Source organism: Achromobacter sp. ACM04, assembly GCF_014851465.1.
GTDB classification, from domain to species: Bacteria; Pseudomonadota; Gammaproteobacteria; order Burkholderiales; family Burkholderiaceae_B; genus Achromobacter; species Achromobacter aegrifaciens.
Genome location: NZ_JACUZS010000003.1, coordinates 53,777 through 74,952 on the forward strand (window position 1 = coordinate 53,777; position 21,176 = coordinate 74,952).

Consider the following 21,176-nt stretch of genomic DNA (forward strand, 5'->3'; position numbering starts at 1 on the left):
CCGCTGCTGGACCGGCGCGCGTTGCAGCCGGTCCATTCGTGTTGCTCTCTTACGTCGAGGCCGCAAACGCGATGAGGGTCGGCTCCGCCATCGGCACATGCCGCGGGGGCTGGGACGATGCCGTCTTGAACACTTCGACCGCATGCAGCAGGTCGCGCGCCTGTTCCGCCATGGAATGCGCCGCGGCAGCGGATTCCTCGACCAATGCCGCGTTCTGCTGCGTCACGGAGTCCAGTTGGGCGATGGCGACGTTGACCTGTTCAATACCGATGGCTTGTTCGCGCGACGCGGTGGCGATCTCTCCGGTTATTGTCTTCATGCGCATCACCGAGGTCACGACTTCCTCCATGTCCCGGCCAGCCCGCGCGGCGAGATCCCGTCCGGCCTGGACCACGGAAGTGGAGGTCTCGATCAGGTCTTTGATTTCCCTTGCGGATGTGGCGCTGCGTTGAGCCAGCGCCCGGACCTCGCCGGCGACCACGGCGAAGCCGCGGCCTTGATCCCCGGCCCTGGCGGCTTCCACTGCAGCGTTCAACGCAAGTATGTTCGTCTGAAATGCAATGCTCTCGATCAGCGACACGATCTGAGCGACCTTTTCGGAGTTGGCGGAAATCTCTGTCATGGCTGCGAGCATCTCGGACACCACGCTGCCAGCTTTCTCGGCTGCCTTGGCTCCTTCAATGGCTACTTCGTCTCCGCTTGCCGCGTTGTCTTGATTCAGTCGCACGGTGGACGTCAGCTGTTCGATGCTGGCGGCTGTCTCTTCCAGAGAGGCGGCCTGCTCCTCGGTACGGTGCGACAGGTCTGCATTGCCTTGGGCAATCTGACCAGCAGCCGTCGAAATCGACGAAGCCGACGATTTGATTGCATCGACGATTCTGGATAGACGTGATCGCATGGATTCCAGACCATGCATCAAGCTGTGGTCATAGCGGGAATCGAGCTGCAGTCGGCTGGTCAGATCGCCATCCGCGATGCTTACCGCCAGGACTTGTGCATCGCCGGGATCGCCACCCAGCTGGCGCAGGATGCTGCGCGCCGTGAGACAGCCAGCAAGCACCCCAAGTAGCAGCGCGATCATGACGGTCGTTCCTACAGCCCATTGCAACTGGTTCGCGAACGTTCGGGTATCCGCCGCGCGTGCGTCGTTGATCTGCGTTTCGAGCGCCGCGAGTGTGGAAAGCGTTTCCTGGAGCACGCGTTGCTTGGGCCGCAGTTCCTCTTCCAGCAGATGTTGCGCGTTCTGGCGGTCGCCGTTCAATCCTTCTTCCATGACACGCACGAACTGCGAACGCATGTCTTGTTGTGCAACGCCGGCGGCGGCGAACAGACGCCTTTCGTCGTTGGTGGTGCCAGAGCGGCTGGAGAACATGCCGCCCAGCTTGTCTCGAGATTCGTTGTAGAGTTTCTCCGCTTCATTTGCCCGCAGTAATTCGGCCTTCAGCACCGACGGATCCGTGAGGAGCAGAATGTTGCGGATCGCGATGGCCTGTTCCTGGACTTGGTAGCGCATGTCGATCGCCAGGCGCCGCTGTTCGTTGTTGATCGAGGTGATCTGATAGACATCCTGCTCCAACGCCCGGATGCCAAACGCGCCGAGAACGCCGGACACCAGCAGCGCCACCATGATCATCGCAAAACCCATGGCAAGGCGAGTACGCATCTTCAGCTTTGATGGCTTCATTTCAATTTCGCTTTCAAAAATGGAATCTCTGTATTCGGTTCACGCTGTCCGGACTATACGGACGCGCTGCGCGCGACAAAAGACAGAAATTTTGTTCCGCCAAGCACTTTTTCCTATTTTGTGGGCGACCGTAGATCACGCCGCGCAAGCCCGCGCGGCGCAGGTGAAAGCCATCCATCGATTTATCGCGCCGGGTTGTCGGACTGCGTGATGACGCAGTTGCGGCCAGAGGCCTTGGCGCGATAGAGCAGTGCGTCCGCTTGCTTCAGCAACGCGTCGATATCGCTGATTTCATCTGCCCGCGCGCAGACCACGCCAAAGCTGCTGGTGATCGACGTTATGGTCCTGCCGTCGGCAGGGACCGTCAGGCGTTCGATGCGGCGGCGCATGCTCTGCGCCATTGCGCTTGCTTGCGCCATGCTGGGAACCGTGCATAGCACCGCGAATTCTTCGCCGCCGATGCGCGCAACGATGTCGGTGCGCCGCCATGTCTGATGGCATGCCTGGGCCACCGCCACCAGCACGTTGTCGCCGCCGGCGTGGCCGTAGGAATCGTTGATCCGCTTGAAATGATCGATGTCGAAGACGATCAAAGTCAGCATCTGTTCCAGCTCATGCAGGCTTGCGCACAAGGCTACGGCGCGGACGTGAAATGCGCGACGGTTGAGCAGCCCCGTGAGGAAGTCTGTCTCCGCCAAGGTCGCCAGATCGGCGATGAGCCGCTCGCGTTCATGCTCTGTCCGGGACTTGGCGATGGCGTCCTCCTTCAATCTCTGAATGGCGTCGAACAGGCCGCGGACTTCCTTCCGATAGCCGGCGCCGGAGATTGGCGCGGGGGCGTTGTCATTGATGGAGTTGATGATTTCGGTGGCCACGACGAACGGTCGTATCAGACGCCAGCGGAACTTGGTGAATCCCCAGGTGGCGGCCAGCAACAGCACGATGGCGACCGCTGTGGTCGTGACCAGTTCCGTCACCGCGTTGACGCGTTGCCGTTCCAGGAGCTTTTCCAATACGCTCAGCACTTCATCGCGGAAGTCGACGATGGATTGCATCAGCGGAACATAACGCTCCTGCGTGCCCGCCTGCGGACTGGGCGAGTCCGCGCTTGAAGGCGGCGTGTGGCGCAAGGTTTCGATGTACTCCAGGCCTGCGCCAAAATACTCAAACTGAACTCGGGGATAAGCGCGCGTCTCGAGGTCCGCATGGGTGGAAAGCTGTACTTCAAGCAACGCACGCAATTGCGAAACGCGTCCAAGCTGCTGTTCGATGCGTTGCGTTTCCAAGTCACTGAGAGGGCGACGCTGAACCTGTGCGGGCATGAAGGAGGATCCCAGCAGGCCGGCTTGTTCGCGCAGGCCTGCAGCAAGCATGGCAATGGTCATGAGGCCGGGGCTTTCCACTTCATGTCGGATCACGACGGCCGAGTTGTCGAGCGCGGTTTCCTCGAGAGCGGGAATGAGCCCGGCCATGATGACCACCACGTCATTCAGCTCCTGCGCGCTGATCAGCGCACGCGGCCTGGCGATGAGCCGATCTGCGGCGGCGCGGTGTTGGACCAGGGTCCGCGCGATGTGCTGGATGGTGGCTCGGACATCCCTGCAACTGTCGCAGCTGCGGGTTCGGTGCAGTTCCAGCAGCTCGGCAATTCTGTTGTCGCTGGCGTTGCGCGCGAGTTGTAGTTCTTGCTGTCTGGCCTCGGATACCGGCTGGCCTTCAATCAGCGCCGCATTCATCGAACCGCGTTCCATCAGGACGGTAGCCATCGCCTCCAGCGTGCCCTGGACGACGCCCAGGCTCGACATGGCATCGCGCGCCGCCGCGTGGGCCCGCCAGCTATGCGTAAGTTGAATGCCTATCAGCGCGCTGACCGGGATGAGCACGCCGATGACATAGGCCACCGTGTAGCGGTTCAGGGATTTCAAAAGAACGGTGCGGACGAAGAGATTTCAACAGGCGGGAGGGATAGCGGCAGACGTGCCGCGTCGCGCGCGATTCACTCCTTGGCTCCGAGCGTGTCCTGCAGTATCACTTTGTTGAGCGCCAGGATGGCGATCAGGCGTTCAAGCCGGTTGCACTCGCTTTCCAGCTTGTTCAGCAACTTCAGTTCAGAGGACGCAAGCCCGTCGTAATGCGTCTTCCACTCGTGGAAAATCGCTACGCTCACGCCCATGCGCTTGCAGATGTCAGACATCGGCGTGCCAAGCGTCGCCTGTCTCAACGCATGCCTGATCTGTTCTTCCGTAAAGCCCAACCGATCCATGTTATGCACCCCCCGTATCCTGAGACGAAGTCAATTCCTTTCAAACCATGAGCGCGTACACCCCGCGCAATCGCTTTGACTCATTGCGTCAAGCTACCTGCAAGCCGCGTAGCGCCTGTAGCACTGCAACCCGGGTTTGTCCCAGCACCATGCCGTGCCAATTCGCCTCGTTGCAATAGAACGCGTCCAGCGTGGTCTGCAGGATGGTCCGCCGCAATTCGTCCGGCGCTTCGGGGTGCGCGTGCAGCCAGTTCCTGCCGCACAACGCATGCACCATGGCGTCGAAACGGACAGCCCCGAAAACAATGGCCATCGACGTCGGCAGCGACAAAGGACAGGCCTGATAAATCAGATCGGCAAGCTGGCCGGAGATATCTACCGACACCGAGTTGCCTTGATAGGGAACGGTGATGTCGCTTCCCCACCACTGGCGTGCGCGCGCCACTTCGGCGTCGTCGTGGCGGCCGGCGTAGAGTTTTTCGCCGTGGCCGCGCGGTCCCCAACCGGTGTGCACGTCGATCCAGCCGATATGGGTACGCGTACGCGCATGCTCGTGCAGGATACGGCGCAGGTTTTGCAGCGATGCCGCCGGACGGTCACCGCCATAGAACAGGCCGTTGGCGTGCGAATACTGGCCCCGCGAGACCGCTTGCGCGAATGTGGACTGGCCGTGTTCGGCGATGTACTGGGCGATCAGTTGCTGGTTGGATTCCGTGGGGGGCCATTCCTCGGGCAGCAGCAGGTCGTGCAGCCTTGCGTATTCGGGGTTTGCCGGTAGCGGTCGTCCGTCGAAGGGCAGTCCGTTGCGGTTCAGGTCGATGTTGTACTCGTCCGTCCGGGCGATCCAGGAATAGCCGTAAGGATTGACCGCATGCACCAGCAGCAAGGCCACGCCGGCCTCTCGTGCACGGGCCAGCATGACGGTATCGTCGAGCAGCGCGAGCTGGCACCCGGAGCCGCAGAATCCTTCCACTCCCAGCACGGCGGATGTCATGATGAGAATCCGATCGGCGTCGGGGTCGCCGATGTAGGCGACATCGGTGCTCAATGCCTCGCCTTCGCTGCCGGTCTGGTCGATGCCATAGGAGTGGAACGAATCGGCGAGCGGCCTGGCCGCCTGCGCAAAACGCTCGCGCGCCTGGGCGTAGCTGCGGGAAAAGTAGCTCGCGCTGGTTAGCATCAGGCCTCCTGTAAGCCGGACAGGGCTTGCAGAACGGCCACGCGGCTTTGGCCCAGGATCATGCCGTGCCAATCGGCGGCGTTGCAGTAGAACGCATCCAGCGTGGCGCTCAGGATGGCGTCGCGCTTGGCGTCGTCGGCCTCTGGATGGGCAAGCAGCCAGTTGCGGCCGCGCAGCGCTTCGATCATGGCGTCAAGGGGAACGGTGCCGAATTCCAGCGCCATCGGCGTGTGCAAGGCGTCCGGACAAGTCTGGTAGATCAGGCCCGCCAACTGGCCGGTAATGTCCACCGATGCGGAACTGCCTTCGTAGGGAACGGCGATATCGCTGCCCCACCATTGGCGGGCCCTGGCGACCGCGGCAGCGTCGCGGCGGCCCGCGTAGATTTTCTCGCCGTGACCGCGAGGCCCCAATCCTGTATGCACGTCGATCCAGCCGATATGCTTGCTGCGACTGCCGTGCTGTTGCAGGATATGGCGCAGATTCAGTAGCGACGCAGTGGTGTGGTTGCCGCCGTAGAACAGGCCGTCGGCGTGCGTGTACTGTCCGCGGGTCACGACCTGGGCAAAAGCCGCCCGGCCGTGCTCGGCGATGTAGGCTTCGATTCGCGCGATGTTCGACGGGGCGGGCGGCCATTCCTTGGGCAGCAGCAGATCATGTACTTCGGCATATCCAGGGTTCTGCGGCAGGGGGCGACCGTCGAAGATCTGGTCATTGCGGTTCAGGTCGACATTGTCTTCGTTCGTACGCGCCAGCCAGGAAAACCCGTAAGGGTTGATTGCGTGCACGAGCAGCAAAGCCACGCCGGCCCTGCGGGCGCGTTCCAGCATGGCGGCGTCGTCCAGCAGGGCCAGTTGGCAGCCCGAGCCGCAAAAGCCTTCCACGCCATGCGTGGCGGAGGTCATGATCAACAGCCGTTCCGCGTCCGGCGGGCCGATCAACGCGACATCGGTTGCCAACGCTTCGCCTGCGCGGCCCGCGGGTTCGATGACGTAGGAGTGAAAGTGCGTGGCCAGTGGTTTGGCCGCGAGCACGAAACGGTGGCGAGCCTCTTCGTAGCTGCGCGAGAAGTAGCTGGAACCGAGCTGCATCAGGCCTCCTGAGCGTCGATGTCGTCGTGGGTGCGGTCGTCGATCCAGAACAGCACCACTGTTGAAAGAGCTATCGCCACCATCAGGAACCACGCCGGCGCCATGGAGTTGCCGGTCACGTGCAGCAGCCAGGTCACGAAGAACTGCGCGAAGCCGCCGAACACGGAGATGCCCAGTCCGTACACGACCGACATGCCCGTCGTGCGTACGGCCTTGGGGAAGAGTTCGGGAAGCATCGTGAATGCCGGCGCCGACTGCAGCGCCACCAGTACCGCAAACAGGGCGACGAGCAACATCAGCCGTTCGGTGCTGGGTGCGGTCATCAGCCACTGGAAGCAGGGCAGCAGGACGATCAGGGTCGCCAGGCGCGACCAGAAGATCACGCGCTTGCGGCCATAGCGGTCCGCAAGCATGCCGACAAATGGCGCAATCAGGAAACCGACAGCGCCGAACACGACGCTTGCCGACAGCGTGGACGTCGCCGGCAAGCCCAATTCCCGGTTGGCATACGCTGGCATGTAGAAGCTGAGGATCTGCGTGCTGACCATGCCGCCGATGAGCAACAGGATGCCCTTAAGTATGGTGACCTTGTAGTCGGCGAAGACGCGGCGCAAAGGTTGGTGAGTGGTGGCGGGGTGCGCGGTCGCGAGTTGCGGTTTGCCGGTGTTTTGAGGCGAGCTGGTCAGCGTTTCTTCGAGGTTCCGGCGGATGTAGGCGCCCACGGGCACGGTCAGGATGCCGATCACGAATGGCACGCGCCAGCCCCAGGCCTGCATCTGTTCCGTTGTCAGTCCCATGGTCAGCAGCGTCACGACCAGTGCGCCAAGCATTACGCCCAGCGACTGGCTGCCGAACTGCCAACTGGAATAGAAGGCGCGCTTGCCTCGTGGCGCATGTTCAACCAGCAGGGTGGTGGAGGCGCCGACCTCGCCGCCCGCGGCGAAGCCCTGGATCAGTCGGGCCAGCACCATCATGACCGGGCCGACCATGCCCATTTGCGCATACGTGGGGGCCACGGCGATCAAGGCACAGCCCAGGCCCATCATCCACAGCGTCAGCGTCATGGCCGCACGGCGGCCGTGGCGGTCGGCATAGGAGCCGATGAGCATGCCGCCCACGGGGCGCATCAGGAATCCGACGCCAAAGGTGGCGGTGGTCAAGAGCAATTGGCCGTAGCCCGAGGCGGCCGGGAAGAACAGCGGGCCGAGCACCAGCATCAGAAAGGTGAAAACGGTGAAATCGAAGAATTCAAGTGCGTTGCCGATGGTGGTGCCAGCGATGACGCGCCGGCGCATGGACGGCGTGTGGAGCGCGTTGGACGCGGTCGCTGCGATTGCGATAGACATGGTTTCCCCTGGTGTCTGGTGAGAGGTGCGCCGATCCGTGGTCCCGGGCCTTGGGCTCGCCTCTCGAAGGGCACTATACGGATGCCCTTGGATAAGAAAAAGAAAGAAAATTCGATTTGGTGAACACTTTTTTATATAGAGCAGCCTCCCTTTCCCCCAGTGTTTTGATCTGGTCGCCAACATGGAATGGCGATTCAGATTCGGGGTGTCACGCCACAGGCGCGTCAGTGTCGTCATGGGGCGGCCATGCCGATCGGCAGGCATGGTTTTCCCTGGTGTCTCTCGGGGGGGCGCAGTCTGTGCATCCGGGTCTCGGCCCCCCCTTCTTTGAGAGGCACTATAAGGACGCCTTGAAATAAGAAAAAGACAGGATTTGCGTTCTAATGAATACTTTTCCTTATAGGGCGGGTGACCTGGAAAGTCCTGCGCATATATCCCGGGGGCGGATCGTGCCTTGCATGAATGGTGATCGCGTCGGTCGCGGCGTTCCTGCCGCAGGCTGCCGGTGAATTCCGCGCGAGCACATCTGTGCGCCGCTGCTATATGGTTGCCATAGAATGAAAAACCGAAGTTGCGCGCAGTGATCTGTCCTTTTGTATTCCGCAAAAGTCCGCCGGAGCCGAACGCATGAACCTACGCCAATTGCGCGCCTTCGCGTTGATCGCCGAGCACGGCAGTATCCGCGCCGCGGCGCGAGCGCTCTCCGTGACGCAGCCCGCCGCGACCCGCAGCTTGCGCGAACTCGAACAGACCGTGGGGGTCGATCTCGTGCGCCGCAGCGTCAAGGGTGTGGAGCTGACTACCTACGGCGAGGCGCTGTACAAGCGGGCCATCGTCATCCTGCAGGAGACCCGCCGCGCGCGTGAGGAAATCGGTCAGATGCGCGATGGTGAAGGCGGTACGTTGAACCTGGCCGTGAGTTCGGCGGCGCTGGTCGTCGTGCCGGAGGCACTGGTTGCATTCCGCGCGCGCATGCCGCGCGTGGCGGTTTCGTTCAATGAAGTGGCGCCGCCTTACAGCCATGAGCAGCTGGAGTCCGGACGCTACGATTTTCTGGTGCAAACCGAGTACGACGGCGAGATCATCGACGGTTTCGCGCATCGTCCGCTGTTCACGCTGCCGCTCGCGGTCGGCGCGCGTCTGGGGCATCCGCTGCGCAAGGCGCGCAGCCTGGCTGAGTTGCATGACGCGCCCTGGCTCGTGCCGGGCAACCCGGAAGCCCCCACAAACCTGCTGAGGCTGGCTTTCGCCGCGCACGGCCTGTCTTTGCCGCGCGACACCATTTCCTGCCATTCGGTGGCAGTGGCGTTGGCCATCATGGCAAAAAGCGATGCGCTGGGCATTTTCGTACGCCCTTTGTTCGAGCATGACCTCCTGCCGGCGAACATGCGCATGATGCCGTTGGCGCATGAGTTGCCTTCTGCCCGCATTTCGATCCTGGCAAAAAAGGAGTCGCCGCCCACGCCGGCCGCCGAGTGCTTCATCGATTGCCTGATCGCCACACGGGACTCCATGTTCGCTGCCTCCAAGGAAGGGCGGTCCAGCGCGCAAAAATCCGGTCTCATGGACTCCGCGGGACTGGCCCTGCCGTGATGCCGGCTGTCGCCCGGAATTTGGGTCAGCGCGCCGGCCTGCCGCGCTTGGGAAGGCTCGCGCCCAGCAGCGCCATGAGCTCCCGATGGTTGCGCACGCCCAGATGCTGGAAGGCCCGGTAGCGATAGGTCAGGGCAGTGGTCTCGGACACGCCCATTTCCAGGGCCGCTTCCTTGGTGGTCAGTCCGTCGAGCACATGCGTGATCAGTTGCCGTTCGCGGCCCGATAGCTTGGTCAAGAGTTGTACCTGCAGCGGCTGGTCCGCGGGCGCGCGCCGGGTCACCTGGACATGGCGCATGACTGCCGCCGCGATCAGCGACGCGTGTTGCGACATGCGCTCGAAGTCCTTGGGACCGTAGTCCGGATACGAAAAGTTCCGGTGCAGACTGACCGCCACCCGGTAGCCGTCAGGGAACACGGCCAGCAGCGACATGCGTTCGCGTATGCCGGGCTCGTCATAGCAGACGCGGCGGTAGTGGGCATCGGCGACCTCTTCGGCGAATTGATGCCCGATCCAGAGTTGGCGCGCTTTGGCGGGTTTGCGCCGGGACAGCCAGATCATGTTGGAGTCCTGCTTGTCGAAGCCCAGGCGCATGTATTCGATGGCGGTCAGCGTTGCGACTTCACCGATGGCGCTGGCGCTCGAAACGGCTTCCACACGCCCGCTGCTGCGCAGCGCAAACACCGTGCAATGACTGGCGGGCAAGGTGGTGCCCAGCGCGTCCAGCACCCCGGCGGCGAAGTTTTCGGCGCCGATTGCATTCATCAGTGCAATGCTCAGCGCTTGGCCGGGAGGAAGGGGCCGCGGCGGCAGCGGCAGCAATTTCATAGCGGGTTAGTCTGTCCTGATTAATTAGGACATATTAACCAGTCCGGCCCCGCAGAATATGACGCAAGCCAATACGGCCTTTTTTTGATGACACGTTCAGGACTTGCGCATGCCCTTGGAAAGAATCGGACCCTTCGAGTACCGGCGCTACCCGCCGTCGCTGCCCCGGCTCAATGCGGAAGGCGGTGAGGCCCGGCATCATCGCGTGCTGATTGCGGGCGGCGGTCCGGTGGGGCTGGCGGCCGCGCTGGGTCTGGCCCGACTGGGCCTGGACAGCGTGGTGATCGAGGCCGACGACTCGGTCTGCGAGGGCAGCCGCGCGGCCTGTATTTCGCGCCGCAGCCTGGAAATCCTGGACCGCCTGGGCGTGGCGCCGGCCTTCATGGAAAAAGGCCTGGCCTGGACCCGGGGCCGCAGCTTTTACGGCACCGAGGAGGTGCTGGTGTTCGACATGCCGTCGACGCCGGGCGACAAGTACCCGCCGATGATCAATCTGCAGCAGTACTACATCGAACAGTTCCTGCTGGACGCCATCGACGACATCAATGGCCGCTTCCCGGGGCGGGTGGATATTCGCTGGGCCAGCAAGGTGGTCGAATGCCGTCCCGACACCGGGGGCGTGAGCGTGCGGGTCGAAAATCCGCTGGGCAGCTACGAGACGCGCGCCGACTGGCTGCTGGCCTGCGATGGTGGCCAGAGCTTCATACGCTCCAGCCTGGGTCTGGAGCTGAAGGGTACGGGCTATCAAGGCCGCTACGCGATCGTCGATATCGAGCTCGCCAGCGACCATCCTGCGGAGCGCCGCGCCTGGTTCGACCCGCCCTGGGCGCGCGGGACCACCATCCTGATGCATCGCCAGCCGGACAACATCTGGCGGGTGGACTATCAACTGGCGGCCGGCGCGGATGCCGCGCAAGCCTTGCAGCCGGATCAGGTGCAGGCATTCGTGCAGACGCATCTGGACGCCATCGGCGAAGGACATCTGCCCTGGACGCCGGTGTGGACTTCGGTGTACCGCGCGGGCGCGATGACGCTGGATGCCTATCGGCATGGCCGCATCCTGTTCGCTGGCAACGCCGCGCATGCCATGCCGATTTTCGGCGTGCGCGGCTTGAATTCAGGTTTCGACGATGCCGACAACCTGGTCTGGAAGCTGGCGGCCGTGCTGCAAGGCAAGGGCGCGGATGCTCTGCTGGACAGCTATTGCGGCGAACGGCGGCAGGCGTTCCACATCAATGCCGAGAACGCCATGCGCAGTACCGAGTTCATGTCGCCGCCGCATCGCGGCTTCGATCTGATGCGCGAGGCCTGCCTGTCGCTGGCGGGCCGGCATCCGGGCATCGCGCGCCTGGTCAATCCGCGGCAGACGCGAGCCATCGCCTATGCGGGATCGCCCTTGTCGACGGATGACGAGGGCGGGGGCGATTGGGCGCCAGGCGCGCCGCTGACGGACGGCGGGACGGCGGGCGGCGGGCACCTGACCGATCTGCTGACGCCTGGCAGTTTCACTTTGTTGGCGTTCGGCGGCTGGCCGGAACAGGAGGCGCTGGAAGCGCTGACGGCTTCGCCTGCGTGGCGGTTTCTGCCTTGCCGTTGTGCCGCGCCTGCTGCGCACGCGGAGTCGCCGCAGGCCGGCATGGCCTATCTGTTGCGGCCCGACGGCCATGTCTGCGGCCGGTGGCGTTCGCCATCGCTGGACACCGTGCTGTCCGCCATCGAACGCGCCTGTGGGGCGCAAGGAGCCATTCAATGATTGTCGACGCCGCGGTCCAGGACCGTATCTATGCCCGCTGCAGCAACGCCATCGCGACCGCCGGGCGCGGGCGTGAGTCCTTGTTTCTGGCGCGCCTGGCCCTGCTGTTGTTCGAGCAGGTCCAGGACGAGCAGCGTTGCCTGGACGCCATCGAGCACGCCTTGCTTGACCTGCCCAATCCCTCGCTTTCAGCCGACTGACCGGCGACGACCATTCCAAAGGAGACAGACTTGAACCGACGCCATTTCCTCGCGGCGCTTGGGGCCTCGGCCCTGGCCGCAGCCACGCCGCTGGCCCGCGCCCAGGGCAAGTATCCCGACCAACTGATCAAGTGGGTGGTGCCGTATCCCGCGGGCGGAGGCACCGACAACCTCGCGCGCACGCTGGCCGAGTCCATGCGCGCCGCGCTGGGTCAGCAGATCATCATCGACAACCGGCCGGGGGCCGCGACCAATATCGGCGCGGAGCAGGTCGCCAACGCCAAGCCCGACGGCTACACCGTCATGTCGGCGGACAACGGCGTGCTGGCCTTTAACGAGCACCTGTTCCGCAAGCTGGCCTTCAGTCCGGAAAAGGACTTCACCTATATCGGGGCCATCGGCAAGTTTCCGCTGGTGCTGGTGGTGAATCCGGCGTTTCCGGCTGCGGACTTCAAGACGTTCATGGCGCGCGTGCAGGCCGAGCCGGGCAAGGTGGACTACGCCTCGGTCGGCAACGGCTCGCCGCATCATCTGGCCATGGAGCTGTTCCAGAGCCGGACCGGCGCCCGTCTGACCCACGTGCCTTACCGCGGCGCTGCGCCCGCCATGCAGGACGTGATGGGCGGGCAGGTGCCGGTGATGTTCCTGGACCTGGCTTCGGGCGCGTCCATCATCAAGGCCGGCAAGGTGCGGCCGCTGGCCATCGGCTCGCAGGCCCGTTCGTCGCTGCTGCCGGATGTGCCGACGCTGGCCGAACTGGGCGTGCCGGACGCCGAGGTGTTCGCGTTCCAGGGCATGCTCGGCCCCAAGGGCATGCCGGCGCCAGCGGTCGCGCGCCTGAACCAGGAGCTGAATGCGGCGCTGGCCAATCCCGCCGTGGTGAAACGCTTTGCCGAGTTCGGCTTCGAGCCGCTGCCCGGAACGCCTGACGAATTCAGGACTCTGGCGCGCGCCGAATCGGCGCGCTGGGGCGAAGTCATCCGCGCCAACAAGATCTCGCTCGATTGAGGAATCGCATGGACCATACCGCCGCTCGTCCCGTGCAGGGACTGCATCACTTCGCCTGGCGCTGCCGGGATGCCGAGGAGACCCGACGCTTCTACGAAGACCTGTTGGGCTTGCCGCTGGTGCATGTCATCAAGAAGGACTCCGTGCCCAGCACCGGTGAATTCTGCCCCTATGTGCATATTTTTTTCCGCATGCGGGACGGCTCCTGCATCGCGTTTTTCGACCTGGGTGACCAGACCGCGGCGCTGCCATCGCCGAACACGCCCGGGTGGGTCAATCACATAGCCCTGCGGGTGCCGCAGCGCGACGATCTGCTTGCCATGAAGGCGCGGCTGGAGGCCCATGGCGTGGAAGTGGTCGGCGTTACGGACCACGACAGCTACATCGAATCGATCTATTTCTTCGATCCCAACGGTCTGCGGCTGGAGCTGACGGTCGAAGTGGCCGCGCCCGAAGTCGTCGAGGGCTATGTGCGGGAGGCCCGCGCGGCGCTGGACCGCTGGACCGAGGACAAGCGAGGCGCCGCGGCGGCGCCGGGGAGACTGGCATGACCAAGCTTGCCTTGCCATTGCGCGTGGCGACGCGCAGGAACGGCACGCGTGACGGCGAGCTGATGCTGGTGAGCCCGTCGGGCCTGCGATGGATATCCGCGGGGAGCTGCGCCGCTACGCTGCAAACCCTGCTGGATGATTGGGATGCGCTGGCGCCGCAGCTCGCCCGCCACGCGCAGGAGCTCGACGCCGCCGAGTGGGCGGGAGCGGGCGCGTTCGACGCCAGCCAGTGCATGGCCCCGTTGCCACGGGCCTATCAGTGGGCGGATGCCTCCGTCTACCGCAATCATGCGCGCTTGATCTACCAGTGGCGCCGGGAGCCTATCCCGCCGCGCTACGAAGAGGAGCCGCTGGTGTACCAGGGCGGGTCGGACGTGATGATCGGGCCGCAGGACGCCATCGTGGCGATCGACGAGGCCCATCAGGTCGACCTGGAAGCCGAGGTCGCCGTGATCACCAAGGATGTGCCCATGGGCACCGATGCCGCCCGGGCCGCCGATTTGATCGCGCTGGTGGTCCTGCTCAACGACGTGTCACTGCGCGGGCTGATTCCGGGTGAGCTCTCCAAGGGCTTTGGGTTCTACCAGAGCAAGCCGGCGACCAGCTTTGCGCCCATCGCGGTGACGCCGGACGCGCTGGGCGCCGCCTGGAAGGATTGCATGCTGGACCTGCCCGTGCGCATCGAGATCAACGGCGAGCGCTTTGGCGAGCCTCACGCCAATAGCGAGATCGTCTTCAACTTCGCACAGATCATCGCGCACCTTGCCAGGACGCGCACCCTGGCGGCAGGCAGCATCATCGGCGCGGGGACCATCAGCAATGCGGATCCGGGCGCGGGCAGCGCCTGCATTACCGAAGCGCGGGTTCGCGCGCAGCTTGACGGAGTGCCGGAAGCGCGGCTGCCGCCCTACCTGCGGCATGGCGATCGCGTGCGCATCCTGGCGCGCGGACCGGATGGCGATGCGCCGTTCGGCGCCATCGACCAACGTGTGCAAATCGCAGGAGGAGGGCGCTGACGGCGGAGATTTCAGGACAGGGTGCGCGCCGGCATGGCCGACAGATCGTGCAGGTTCAGGCCGCAGCTGCGGGCGCGCTCCGCCATCAATTCGCTATGCGCCAGGGCGCGCCGGCTTTCGTCCAGCAGCACGTCGAGCTGTTCCTGCAGGCTGGCCGCCATGGTCCAGGCGCGTTCGGAGAACCGGGCCGAGAAGCTGTCGGCACAGGCCTTGCAGATGGCTGCACCGTTCTGTTCGAGCAGCGGGGCGCCTTGCGCAAGCGTCGATTGGCAAAAAATGCAGGCGAGTGCGCGATTCATGCTGGGCGGCCGGTCCTGGGGTTGAAGGGGCGCGCAACCCGGCGGGTACCAGCGCCCTGACATCAATGGACAACGGCGCTGTCGGCCAACTCTTAAATCGACGGGCCCTTCTAGTCGACGATAAAGCCCCCCGGGCCCGACTGGCCCAGCAGTTCGCGGGCGCATTGCGCCGCCTGGCCGACGGTGGCCACGGCCAGGAATGGCACGCCGAAGGCGCGGGTCATCTTTTCGCCGCGCTTGCGGATCTTGTCCAACGCTTCGGCATTGCCCTCCACGGCGATGAATGCCCGGCAGCGGGCCTTCAGGCGCGGCATGTTGGCGGTCTGCCATTCGATCATGGCCTTGCGGTCGGCCTGACCGGCTTCCTGCCGCATGTCGGGCACGACCATGACGAAGCTCTGGGGGTTGTTTACCAGCATTTCCATTTCGCGTATCCAGCTGGCGGAATAGCCGTCGGGCGCGCCGCCATGCCTGGACGTGACGATGGGAAACTGGGACAGGTCGTGGAAGAAAAACTGTTCGTGGTTCATTCGAATTCTCCGTGAGGAAGGGCGGCGGCGTTCTTGCCGCAGCCGCAGTGGCCGTAAAGCACCAGGCTGTAGGAGTCCAGCAGGAAGCCGCTGCGCTTGGCGATCTTCCTGACCAGCTGGCCCATGGCCGGGTCGCTGGACTCAAGGATCCGTCCGCAATCGGTGCAGACCAGATGGTCGTGGTGTCCTTTGTCGTTGAGCTCGTACACGGTGGTGTGAGCGTCGAGCTGAGTTCGTTTGAGCAGGCCGGCGCCTTCAAGTTGCGTGATGACGCGATAAACGGTGGCCAGTCCGATGTTGCTGCTGTCCGAGAGCAGGTTGCGGTAGATGTCGGCCGGGCTCATGTGCAGGCCGGCGTGCTGATAGAAGAGGTCCAGGATCTTCATGCGCGGGAAGGTGGCCTTGATGCCGGCATGGCGCAGTCTTGAGTGGTCCATGGGAGGTTTTCCTTGCGTGGCTGATATCCAGGTGAGAATGATGTACATTTCCAACTGGATCCGCTCACCGGAAACCGTCAACCTGTAGCTCAAACCTGCCAACCATGCTTCACGTGGCCGTTGCGCCTCCCCTGCCGGACGTATTGCTGACGCCGTTCAGCGTCCAGGGACGGCGTGAATCCAAAGGCATTGCCGTACCCTCTCATGTCCATGACGAGGGCATGCTGGTGCTCGTGCACGAGGGGCTGGTACTGGTGCAGGCGGGCGCCCATGTTTGGACGGTGATGCCGGGCAGTTTGGGCTGGATTCCGCCCGGCGTGCAGCACGGCGCGCGCTGGTTCGGCGAGGCGCGCGGGTCCTTCCTGTATGTGCGCCGCGACGCCTGCGGGCGCCTGCCGGACCGCTGCCGCTCCTGGCCCGCGTCCAGGCTGATCGAAGCCCTGATGGACCGCTTCACGTCGGTCCAGCCGAACACGACCTTGTCTCCCGCCTACCAGGAACAGTTGTTCGACGTGCTGCTGGAAGAGCTCAAGCAGCGCGAGCATGAACCCGTGCTGTTACCCATGCCTGTCGATCCGCGTTTGCAGGATCTGGCCAATACGCTGCTGGACCGGCCCGACGACACCGCCGGCATCGATGAGTGGGCGCAGCGCCTGAGCATGTCCTCGCGCACGCTGATGCGCCGCTTCCGCCAGGAAACGGGCGTCACGCTGGGGCAATGGCGCCAGCAGGCGCGCCTGTTGCGCGCCCTGGAGCTGCTTTGCCGCGGCGGCTCCGTCACCGAGGCCGGCCTCTCGGTGGGTTACGAGAGCACCAGCGCCTTCATCGGCAGCTTCCGCGCCGCTTTCGGCGTGACGCCTACGCGCTACCTGGCCGAACGCGAGTAGTTCAGCCCCCCGGCCGTGGGCTTTACGGATTTTCACGGTTCTCCGACAGTTTTGCCGATCTTCCCGGACACCCCCTGCCTAGTATGACGCCAGGGTCGGACAGGCCTTTTCGTCCTGCCCGCCATGCTTCAGGGGTGTTTCATGAATGACTTGTTTTTATTGGCGTTGCCGCCGGCCGGGAGTGCGCCGTGAGCCAGCAACGCGTCGGCGCGCTGCTTATCCACGGCTTGGGCGGCACCGAATTCGACATGGGCGCCATGCACAAGGTGCTGGCGCGCGCCGGGGTCGAACCCCACGGCGTGACCTTGCCCGGCCATGCCGGTTGTCCGGAAGACCTGCTTGATGTGACGGTCGAGGACTGGATGGCGGTGGTCACGCAGCGCTATCGCGAACTTTGTGCGCAATACGAGGTACTGCATGTCATCGGCATGTGCCTGGGGGCGCTGCTGGCGGTGGAGCTATGCAAGCGCGAATCGCACACGCGCGGCGCGTTGGTGTCGCTGTCCGCGCCGGTGTTCCTGGATGGATGGAGCACGCCCTGGTACCGGGCCGTGCGCTACCTGGTGTATCGCCTGCCGGGCCTGCGGCGGCGGATTCGCGTGCGCGAGGAAGATCCATATGGAGTCAAGAGCGAACTGGTGCGCGCCTTCATCAAGGCGGGGTTCGCGCGCGGCGACGGTTTCCATTACCAGTGGGTGCCGCTGGCTTGCGTGCGCCAGGTGGACCGGTTGCGCGGCATGGTGCGGCGCGGGCTGGAGCGCATGCGCTGCCCGACTTTGATCATGCATGCGGAAGAGGACGAGCTGACCAGTCCGCGCTCAGCCCGCTTCCTGGAGCGGCGCATATCCCAGTCGACGGTGGTGATGCTGGAGGACAGCTATCACATGATCTGCGTGGACCAGGAGCGCGAACGCGTGATGCGCAATGTGCTGGGCTTCCTGGGCAAGGACCCCGACATCGTCCGAATGCGCAAGCGGGTTCGGGCCCCCGCGGCCGATGTCTGCTCCAGGCAGGCGATGCTGGCGCAGGCCGGCCATTCCTGCGCCGGCTGAAACCCGACTCAGGCCGCGGCGGGCTGGTTGGGGTGCAGCGGGCCTTGCGGGTCGTTCTCGGCGTCCGGCCGGGGCGGCACCGGGGCCAATCCCAGCGCCAGGCGCAGGCGCTGGCAATCCGGATTGGGCGAGCCGTCCGGCATCCAGATGTCGAATTCCCGGCACGGCGTGGGGCGGTTTTCGTAGATGGCGCAATGGATGCCGGGCTGGCCGAGTTCGCCGCGCAGCGAGATGCAGCGGCCGCCGCCGGTTTCCGTGCCCTTCATGCACGCGCGCAGCGGGCTCATCTGGGTGACCAGTTCCACCGGCACATGGCCGCCGTTCTCGCCTGCCAGTTCGCCGCAATAGAACGACACCCTGAAATGCGCACAGCACGCCCCGCAGTCCAGACAGGGGTTGGCGGCCGGGTCGTCGCCTGCCAGGACGGCGGGAGAGACGAAGGAAATAAGAGAGGACTCTAGCAGGGACATGGCGCGCGGAAGGCTGAAAACCTGTCCAGGCCCCGGCTGGCTCGCAAAACGGGCTGCATGATGCAGACCCCCCGTGCAGCGCCGGGATGCGCGCGGACAGGGCCGGCGCGGGATCAGGGCTGCAAATAGTAGCGGGATATGATCGGCGGCCGCCATGCTTTTTTTGCGCATGGGCGGACTTTTATCGGGGACGTTGCTGCGGTAGCATCGGTAGCCCCGATAGCGCCCAGGAGCCTGCCTTGAACGCCAACATCGAATCCCCCGACGGTCTGATCCGTTGCGGCTGGGTGGACACGTCCGCCGAGTACATGGCCTACCACGACACTGAATGGGGCTACCCCGAGGGCGACGACCGGGCGCTGTTCGAGCAGCTTTGCCTGGAAGGATTCCAGTCGGGGTTGAGCTGGCGCACCATCCTGTCCAAGCGCGACGCCTTCCGCCGCGGCTTCGCCAACTTCGAGCCCGCCAAGGTGGCGCGCTTCGGCGAAAAAGAGGTGTTGAGGCTGCTGGACGACGCCGGCATCGTGCGTCATCGCGGCAAGATCGAAGCCGTGATCAACAATGCCGCCCGCGCGTTGGAAATGATCGAGCGCGAAGGCTCGCTGGGCGCCTACCTGTGGCGTTTCGAAGCCCCGAAGGGGGCGCCGTCGACCCGCGGCGCTTCGACCTCGGCGCAATCCGAGGCCTTGTCCAAGGCGCTGAAGAAACTGGGCTGGAAGTTTGTCGGGCCCACCACCGTCTACGCTTTCATGCAGTCGGTGGGCATGGTGAATGACCACAGCCCCGATTGCCATTGCCACGCCGCCAGCGAGAAAGCCCGCAAAGCGTTCAAGCGGCCGGCGTAGCGGCCGCGGGGCAGGGAACTCACAGGGCCGGCTTGTCGCCGGAGGCGGAGGATGCGCCAGCCTGTTCCGGCAGGCTGTAGCGGCCTTCGCGATAGGCCCAGCTGGGCCACAGCGCATGCGCCAGCGCCTCGGCCGCCAACTCGGGATCCAGCGGCACGGGTGCGTATTCCTCGGGCGCCGTGTAGCGATACTGCAGCGGCGTCTTGTTGGGCGCCATCACCAGCAGATCGTCTTCCTTCAGATAGCCGTAGGTGTTGTCGTACTGCATGATCGCCCGGCCTGGCGTGCTGCGGGTAAGGTCGTGGCCGATCATCGGGTGCTCGGTGTTCACGCCTATCAGCGACAGCAGGGTCGGCGCCAGGTCGATCTGGCTGATCAGGCGGTCGTCGCGGCGCGGCTCGATGCCGGCGCCCAGGATCACGGCCGGAATATGGAAGTGGCGCACGGGCACCAGGCTGGCGCCGAAGACGCGGGAATCGTGGTCCGCCGCTATCAGGAACACGGTGTTCTCCCAGTACGGCGAGGCTTTGGCGCGTTCAAAGAAGCGGCCCAGCGCCCAGTCGGCGTAGCGCACGGTGTTTTCCACGGTGGCCGGGTTGCCGTCGGTCTGGATGCGGCCTGCCGGGTACTCCCAGGGCGAATGGTTGGACACGCTGAAGGCCAGCGTGAAGGTGGGCTGGTCGCCGTCTTCGCGCAGCAGCCGGTCCAGCTGGTTGAACATGTCTTCGTCCGACGCGCCCCAGGTGCCGACGAAGGCCGGGTCCACGAAATCGGGCCGGTCCACGATCTGCTTGAAACCGTTGCCCAGGAAGAAGCCCTTCATGTTGTCGAAGTGCGATTCGCCGCCGTAGATGAAGCGCGAATGGTAGCCATGGCGTCCGAGCAGGTCGGCCAGCGAGAAGAAGCCGCGCTGCGAGCGCGGCAGCTTCAGCACCGCCTGCGCCGGAGTGGGCAGAAAGCCCGTGACCACCGCTTCCAGCCCGCGCACCGAGCGGGTGCCGGTGGCATAGGCGCGGGTGAAGGTCCAGGCTTCGCGCGCCAGGGCGTCCAGTTCCGGCGTCAGGTCGGCTCCGCCCAGGCCGGCGCAATACTGCGCGCCCAGGCTTTCTTCCAGGATGATCACCAGGTTCAGCGGCCGCGCCGTTTTGCGGGTGGCCACCTGGCGGTGCAGGCTGGGGTAGTCGGGGTTGGCGGGCGGGTTGGGCAGGCCGGCCTGGGCCAGCACCCTCGCGTGCATCTTGTCGTCGTCCATGCCGCCGTACACGGCGGAGGCGGACTTTTCGTTTTTCATGCTGTAGACGGCATAGAACACGTTATAGAGCGAGTTCAACGCCAGCGTGTTGAGCATGCCGTCCGAGCTATAGGCGACCGAGGACGGGTTGATCGGGCGGTGGCCCAGCGTGCCGCGGATGGCCAGGATGACGATGGCCAGGATCGCCAGACTGGCTAGCGGCATCTGCCACCAGCTCAGTCGCGCGTCGGGCAGGGCGTGGCCGAACAGGCCGTAGGCGCCCCAACCAATGAGGGCCACGACGGCCAGACCGCCCACCAGTGCGCCCTTGTAGCCGCGCCAGAGCATGCCGGAGACTTCGCGCGGATGCTTCAGGTATTCGACGAACAGGCGGTTGGGGCGGGAGTCGTATTCCAGGATGAAGGGCGGGGTGGCCACTTCCAGGAAGGCCAGCAGGATGAAGGCGACCAAATACCAGTAGCCGGCCAGCGTGGCGGCCAGCGGGATGTGTCCGAACAAGGGCGACAGCACGGCCGGCAGCGCCGCCAGCACGGCGATCTGGTGCGCGTCGATGCGCAGCCCGCCGAGCAGCAGGGGGAGGAGCCCCCCAGCATCGCGCACGCGCTTGGACTGCCAGGCGGCCAGCGCCAGGCGGCTGAGCGTCAGCAGCGCAAATGCCGCCACCACGAAAATCAAGGTCGAATGCCGCATCGGGCCTCCAGGTTGTTCTGCTGCCCGGTCAGAGGGGCCGGGGTCTGTCGTTCAGGCATTTGAGCGTGACCGGCGTCGAAAATTCGGTAGGCGCCGACGTCTGGGTCACATTTCGCCGTAGGAAGCCATTTCGGTTTGTAACCGACCGTCCCAGGGCTGGGCACGCGCCATGCTGCGCAAACCCCGGCTGGCACGCGCCG

General features: G+C 64.6%; 21 protein-coding genes. 9 read left to right on the forward strand and 12 right to left on the reverse strand.

All coding sequences use genetic code 11. The features are described from left to right. Positions 1–49: 49 nt before the first annotated feature. The 6 genes from IB259_RS16585 to IB259_RS16610 all read right to left on the reverse strand — a co-directional run bounded on the left by IB259_RS16585 (position 50) and on the right by IB259_RS16610 (position 7,564). Complete coding sequence (locus IB259_RS16585) at positions 50–1,684, reverse strand: methyl-accepting chemotaxis protein (RefSeq protein ID WP_125472044.1); 1,635 nt, start codon at positions 1,682–1,684, stop codon at positions 50–52. A gap of 182 nt (positions 1,685–1,866) precedes the next feature. Beyond that, on the reverse strand, positions 1,867–3,609 hold the full coding sequence (locus tag IB259_RS16590) for a diguanylate cyclase (RefSeq protein WP_125472045.1): 1,743 nt from the start codon (positions 3,607–3,609) through the stop codon (positions 1,867–1,869). A 71-nt stretch (positions 3,610–3,680) separates the two neighbouring features. Then, entirely contained in the window at positions 3,681–3,947 is a 267-nt protein-coding gene (locus IB259_RS16595) for a transposase (protein ID WP_175163501.1), read from the reverse strand. A gap of 88 nt (positions 3,948–4,035) precedes the next feature. Continuing rightward, a complete protein-coding gene (locus tag IB259_RS16600; protein ID WP_119451418.1) occupies positions 4,036–5,127 on the reverse strand; it encodes a M14 family metallopeptidase in 1,092 nt (363 codons plus the stop codon). Then, positions 5,127–6,218 (reverse strand): M14 family metallopeptidase, encoded by a 1,092-nt coding sequence (locus IB259_RS16605; RefSeq protein ID WP_054457572.1) that lies wholly within the window; start codon positions 6,216–6,218, stop codon positions 5,127–5,129. Before IB259_RS16605 ends, IB259_RS16600 begins: the two co-directional genes overlap by 1 nt. Then, on the reverse strand, positions 6,218–7,564 hold the full coding sequence (locus tag IB259_RS16610) for an MFS transporter (RefSeq protein WP_192329684.1): 1,347 nt from the start codon (positions 7,562–7,564) through the stop codon (positions 6,218–6,220). Before IB259_RS16610 ends, IB259_RS16605 begins: the two co-directional genes overlap by 1 nt. A gap of 627 nt (positions 7,565–8,191) precedes the next feature. Here IB259_RS16610 and IB259_RS16615 point away from each other — a divergent pair. Next, positions 8,192–9,157, forward strand: coding sequence for a LysR substrate-binding domain-containing protein (locus tag IB259_RS16615; RefSeq protein ID WP_192329686.1), 966 nt, complete (start codon positions 8,192–8,194; stop codon positions 9,155–9,157). Positions 9,158–9,182: 25 nt separating this feature from the next. On the opposite strand, the gene IB259_RS16620 is transcribed toward IB259_RS16615, so the two are convergent. Further along, entirely contained in the window at positions 9,183–9,923 is a 741-nt protein-coding gene (locus tag IB259_RS16620) for a helix-turn-helix transcriptional regulator (protein WP_225589009.1), read from the reverse strand. Positions 9,924–10,095: 172 nt separating this feature from the next. On the opposite strand from IB259_RS16620, the gene IB259_RS16625 reads away from it, so the two are divergent. Genes IB259_RS16625 through IB259_RS16645 form a run of 5 tightly spaced genes read left to right on the forward strand, consistent with a single transcriptional unit; the run spans position 10,096 to position 14,514 of the window. Next, positions 10,096–11,739 (forward strand): FAD-dependent monooxygenase, encoded by a 1,644-nt coding sequence (locus IB259_RS16625; protein ID WP_192329688.1) that lies wholly within the window; start codon positions 10,096–10,098, stop codon positions 11,737–11,739. Continuing rightward, positions 11,736–11,939, forward strand: a complete 204-nt coding sequence (locus IB259_RS16630; RefSeq protein ID WP_054457567.1) for a hypothetical protein — start codon at positions 11,736–11,738, stop codon at positions 11,937–11,939. The genes IB259_RS16625 and IB259_RS16630 overlap by 4 nt, the downstream gene beginning before the upstream one ends. Positions 11,940–11,969: 30 nt before the next feature. Further along, positions 11,970–12,947, forward strand: a complete 978-nt coding sequence (locus IB259_RS16635; RefSeq protein WP_192329690.1) for a tripartite tricarboxylate transporter substrate binding protein — start codon at positions 11,970–11,972, stop codon at positions 12,945–12,947. A gap of 8 nt (positions 12,948–12,955) precedes the next feature. Continuing rightward, the gene (locus tag IB259_RS16640; RefSeq protein WP_054457565.1) at positions 12,956–13,498 is read left to right on the forward strand and encodes a VOC family protein; all 543 of its coding nucleotides are present in this window, start codon (positions 12,956–12,958) and stop codon (positions 13,496–13,498) included. Next, entirely contained in the window at positions 13,495–14,514 is a 1,020-nt protein-coding gene (locus IB259_RS16645; RefSeq protein WP_192329692.1) for a fumarylacetoacetate hydrolase family protein, read from the forward strand. Before IB259_RS16640 ends, IB259_RS16645 begins: the two co-directional genes overlap by 4 nt. An 11-nt stretch (positions 14,515–14,525) precedes the next feature. On the opposite strand, the gene IB259_RS16650 is transcribed toward IB259_RS16645, so the two are convergent. The 3 genes from IB259_RS16650 to IB259_RS16660 form a co-directional block, all read right to left on the reverse strand. Next, on the reverse strand, positions 14,526–14,813 hold the full coding sequence (locus IB259_RS16650; RefSeq protein WP_054457563.1) for a hypothetical protein: 288 nt from the start codon (positions 14,811–14,813) through the stop codon (positions 14,526–14,528). Positions 14,814–14,923: 110 nt separating this feature from the next. Beyond that, on the reverse strand, positions 14,924–15,343 hold the full coding sequence (locus tag IB259_RS16655; RefSeq protein WP_054457562.1) for a hypothetical protein: 420 nt from the start codon (positions 15,341–15,343) through the stop codon (positions 14,924–14,926). Further along, complete coding sequence (locus IB259_RS16660) at positions 15,340–15,780, reverse strand: Fur family transcriptional regulator (protein WP_054457561.1); 441 nt, start codon at positions 15,778–15,780, stop codon at positions 15,340–15,342. The genes IB259_RS16655 and IB259_RS16660 overlap by 4 nt, the downstream gene beginning before the upstream one ends. Positions 15,781–15,884: 104 nt before the next feature. Here IB259_RS16660 and IB259_RS16665 point away from each other — a divergent pair, with 104 nt between their 5' ends. Continuing rightward, positions 15,885–16,667 carry an AraC family transcriptional regulator gene (locus IB259_RS16665; RefSeq protein ID WP_192329694.1) on the forward strand — a complete coding sequence of 261 codons (783 nt, stop codon included), beginning with the start codon at positions 15,885–15,887 and terminating at the stop codon, positions 16,665–16,667. Between the two features lie 188 nt (positions 16,668–16,855). Further along, positions 16,856–17,719, forward strand: a complete 864-nt coding sequence (locus tag IB259_RS16670) for a carboxylesterase (protein ID WP_119451422.1) — start codon at positions 16,856–16,858, stop codon at positions 17,717–17,719. Positions 17,720–17,727: 8 nt separating this feature from the next. Here the strand turns inward: IB259_RS16670 and IB259_RS16675 are convergent, their stop codons facing one another. After that, complete coding sequence (locus IB259_RS16675) at positions 17,728–18,189, reverse strand: YkgJ family cysteine cluster protein (RefSeq protein ID WP_059373686.1); 462 nt, start codon at positions 18,187–18,189, stop codon at positions 17,728–17,730. 239 nt (positions 18,190–18,428) lie between these two features. On the opposite strand from IB259_RS16675, the gene IB259_RS16680 reads away from it, so the two are divergent. After that, positions 18,429–19,034: a DNA-3-methyladenine glycosylase I gene (locus IB259_RS16680; protein WP_119451423.1), complete on the forward strand. Its 606-nt coding sequence runs from the start codon at positions 18,429–18,431 to the stop codon at positions 19,032–19,034. A 19-nt stretch (positions 19,035–19,053) separates the two neighbouring features. Here the strand turns inward: IB259_RS16680 and IB259_RS16685 are convergent, their stop codons facing one another. Next, positions 19,054–20,976, reverse strand: coding sequence for an LTA synthase family protein (locus IB259_RS16685; RefSeq protein WP_192329696.1), 1,923 nt, complete (start codon positions 20,974–20,976; stop codon positions 19,054–19,056). Positions 20,977–21,176 lie beyond the last annotated feature (200 nt).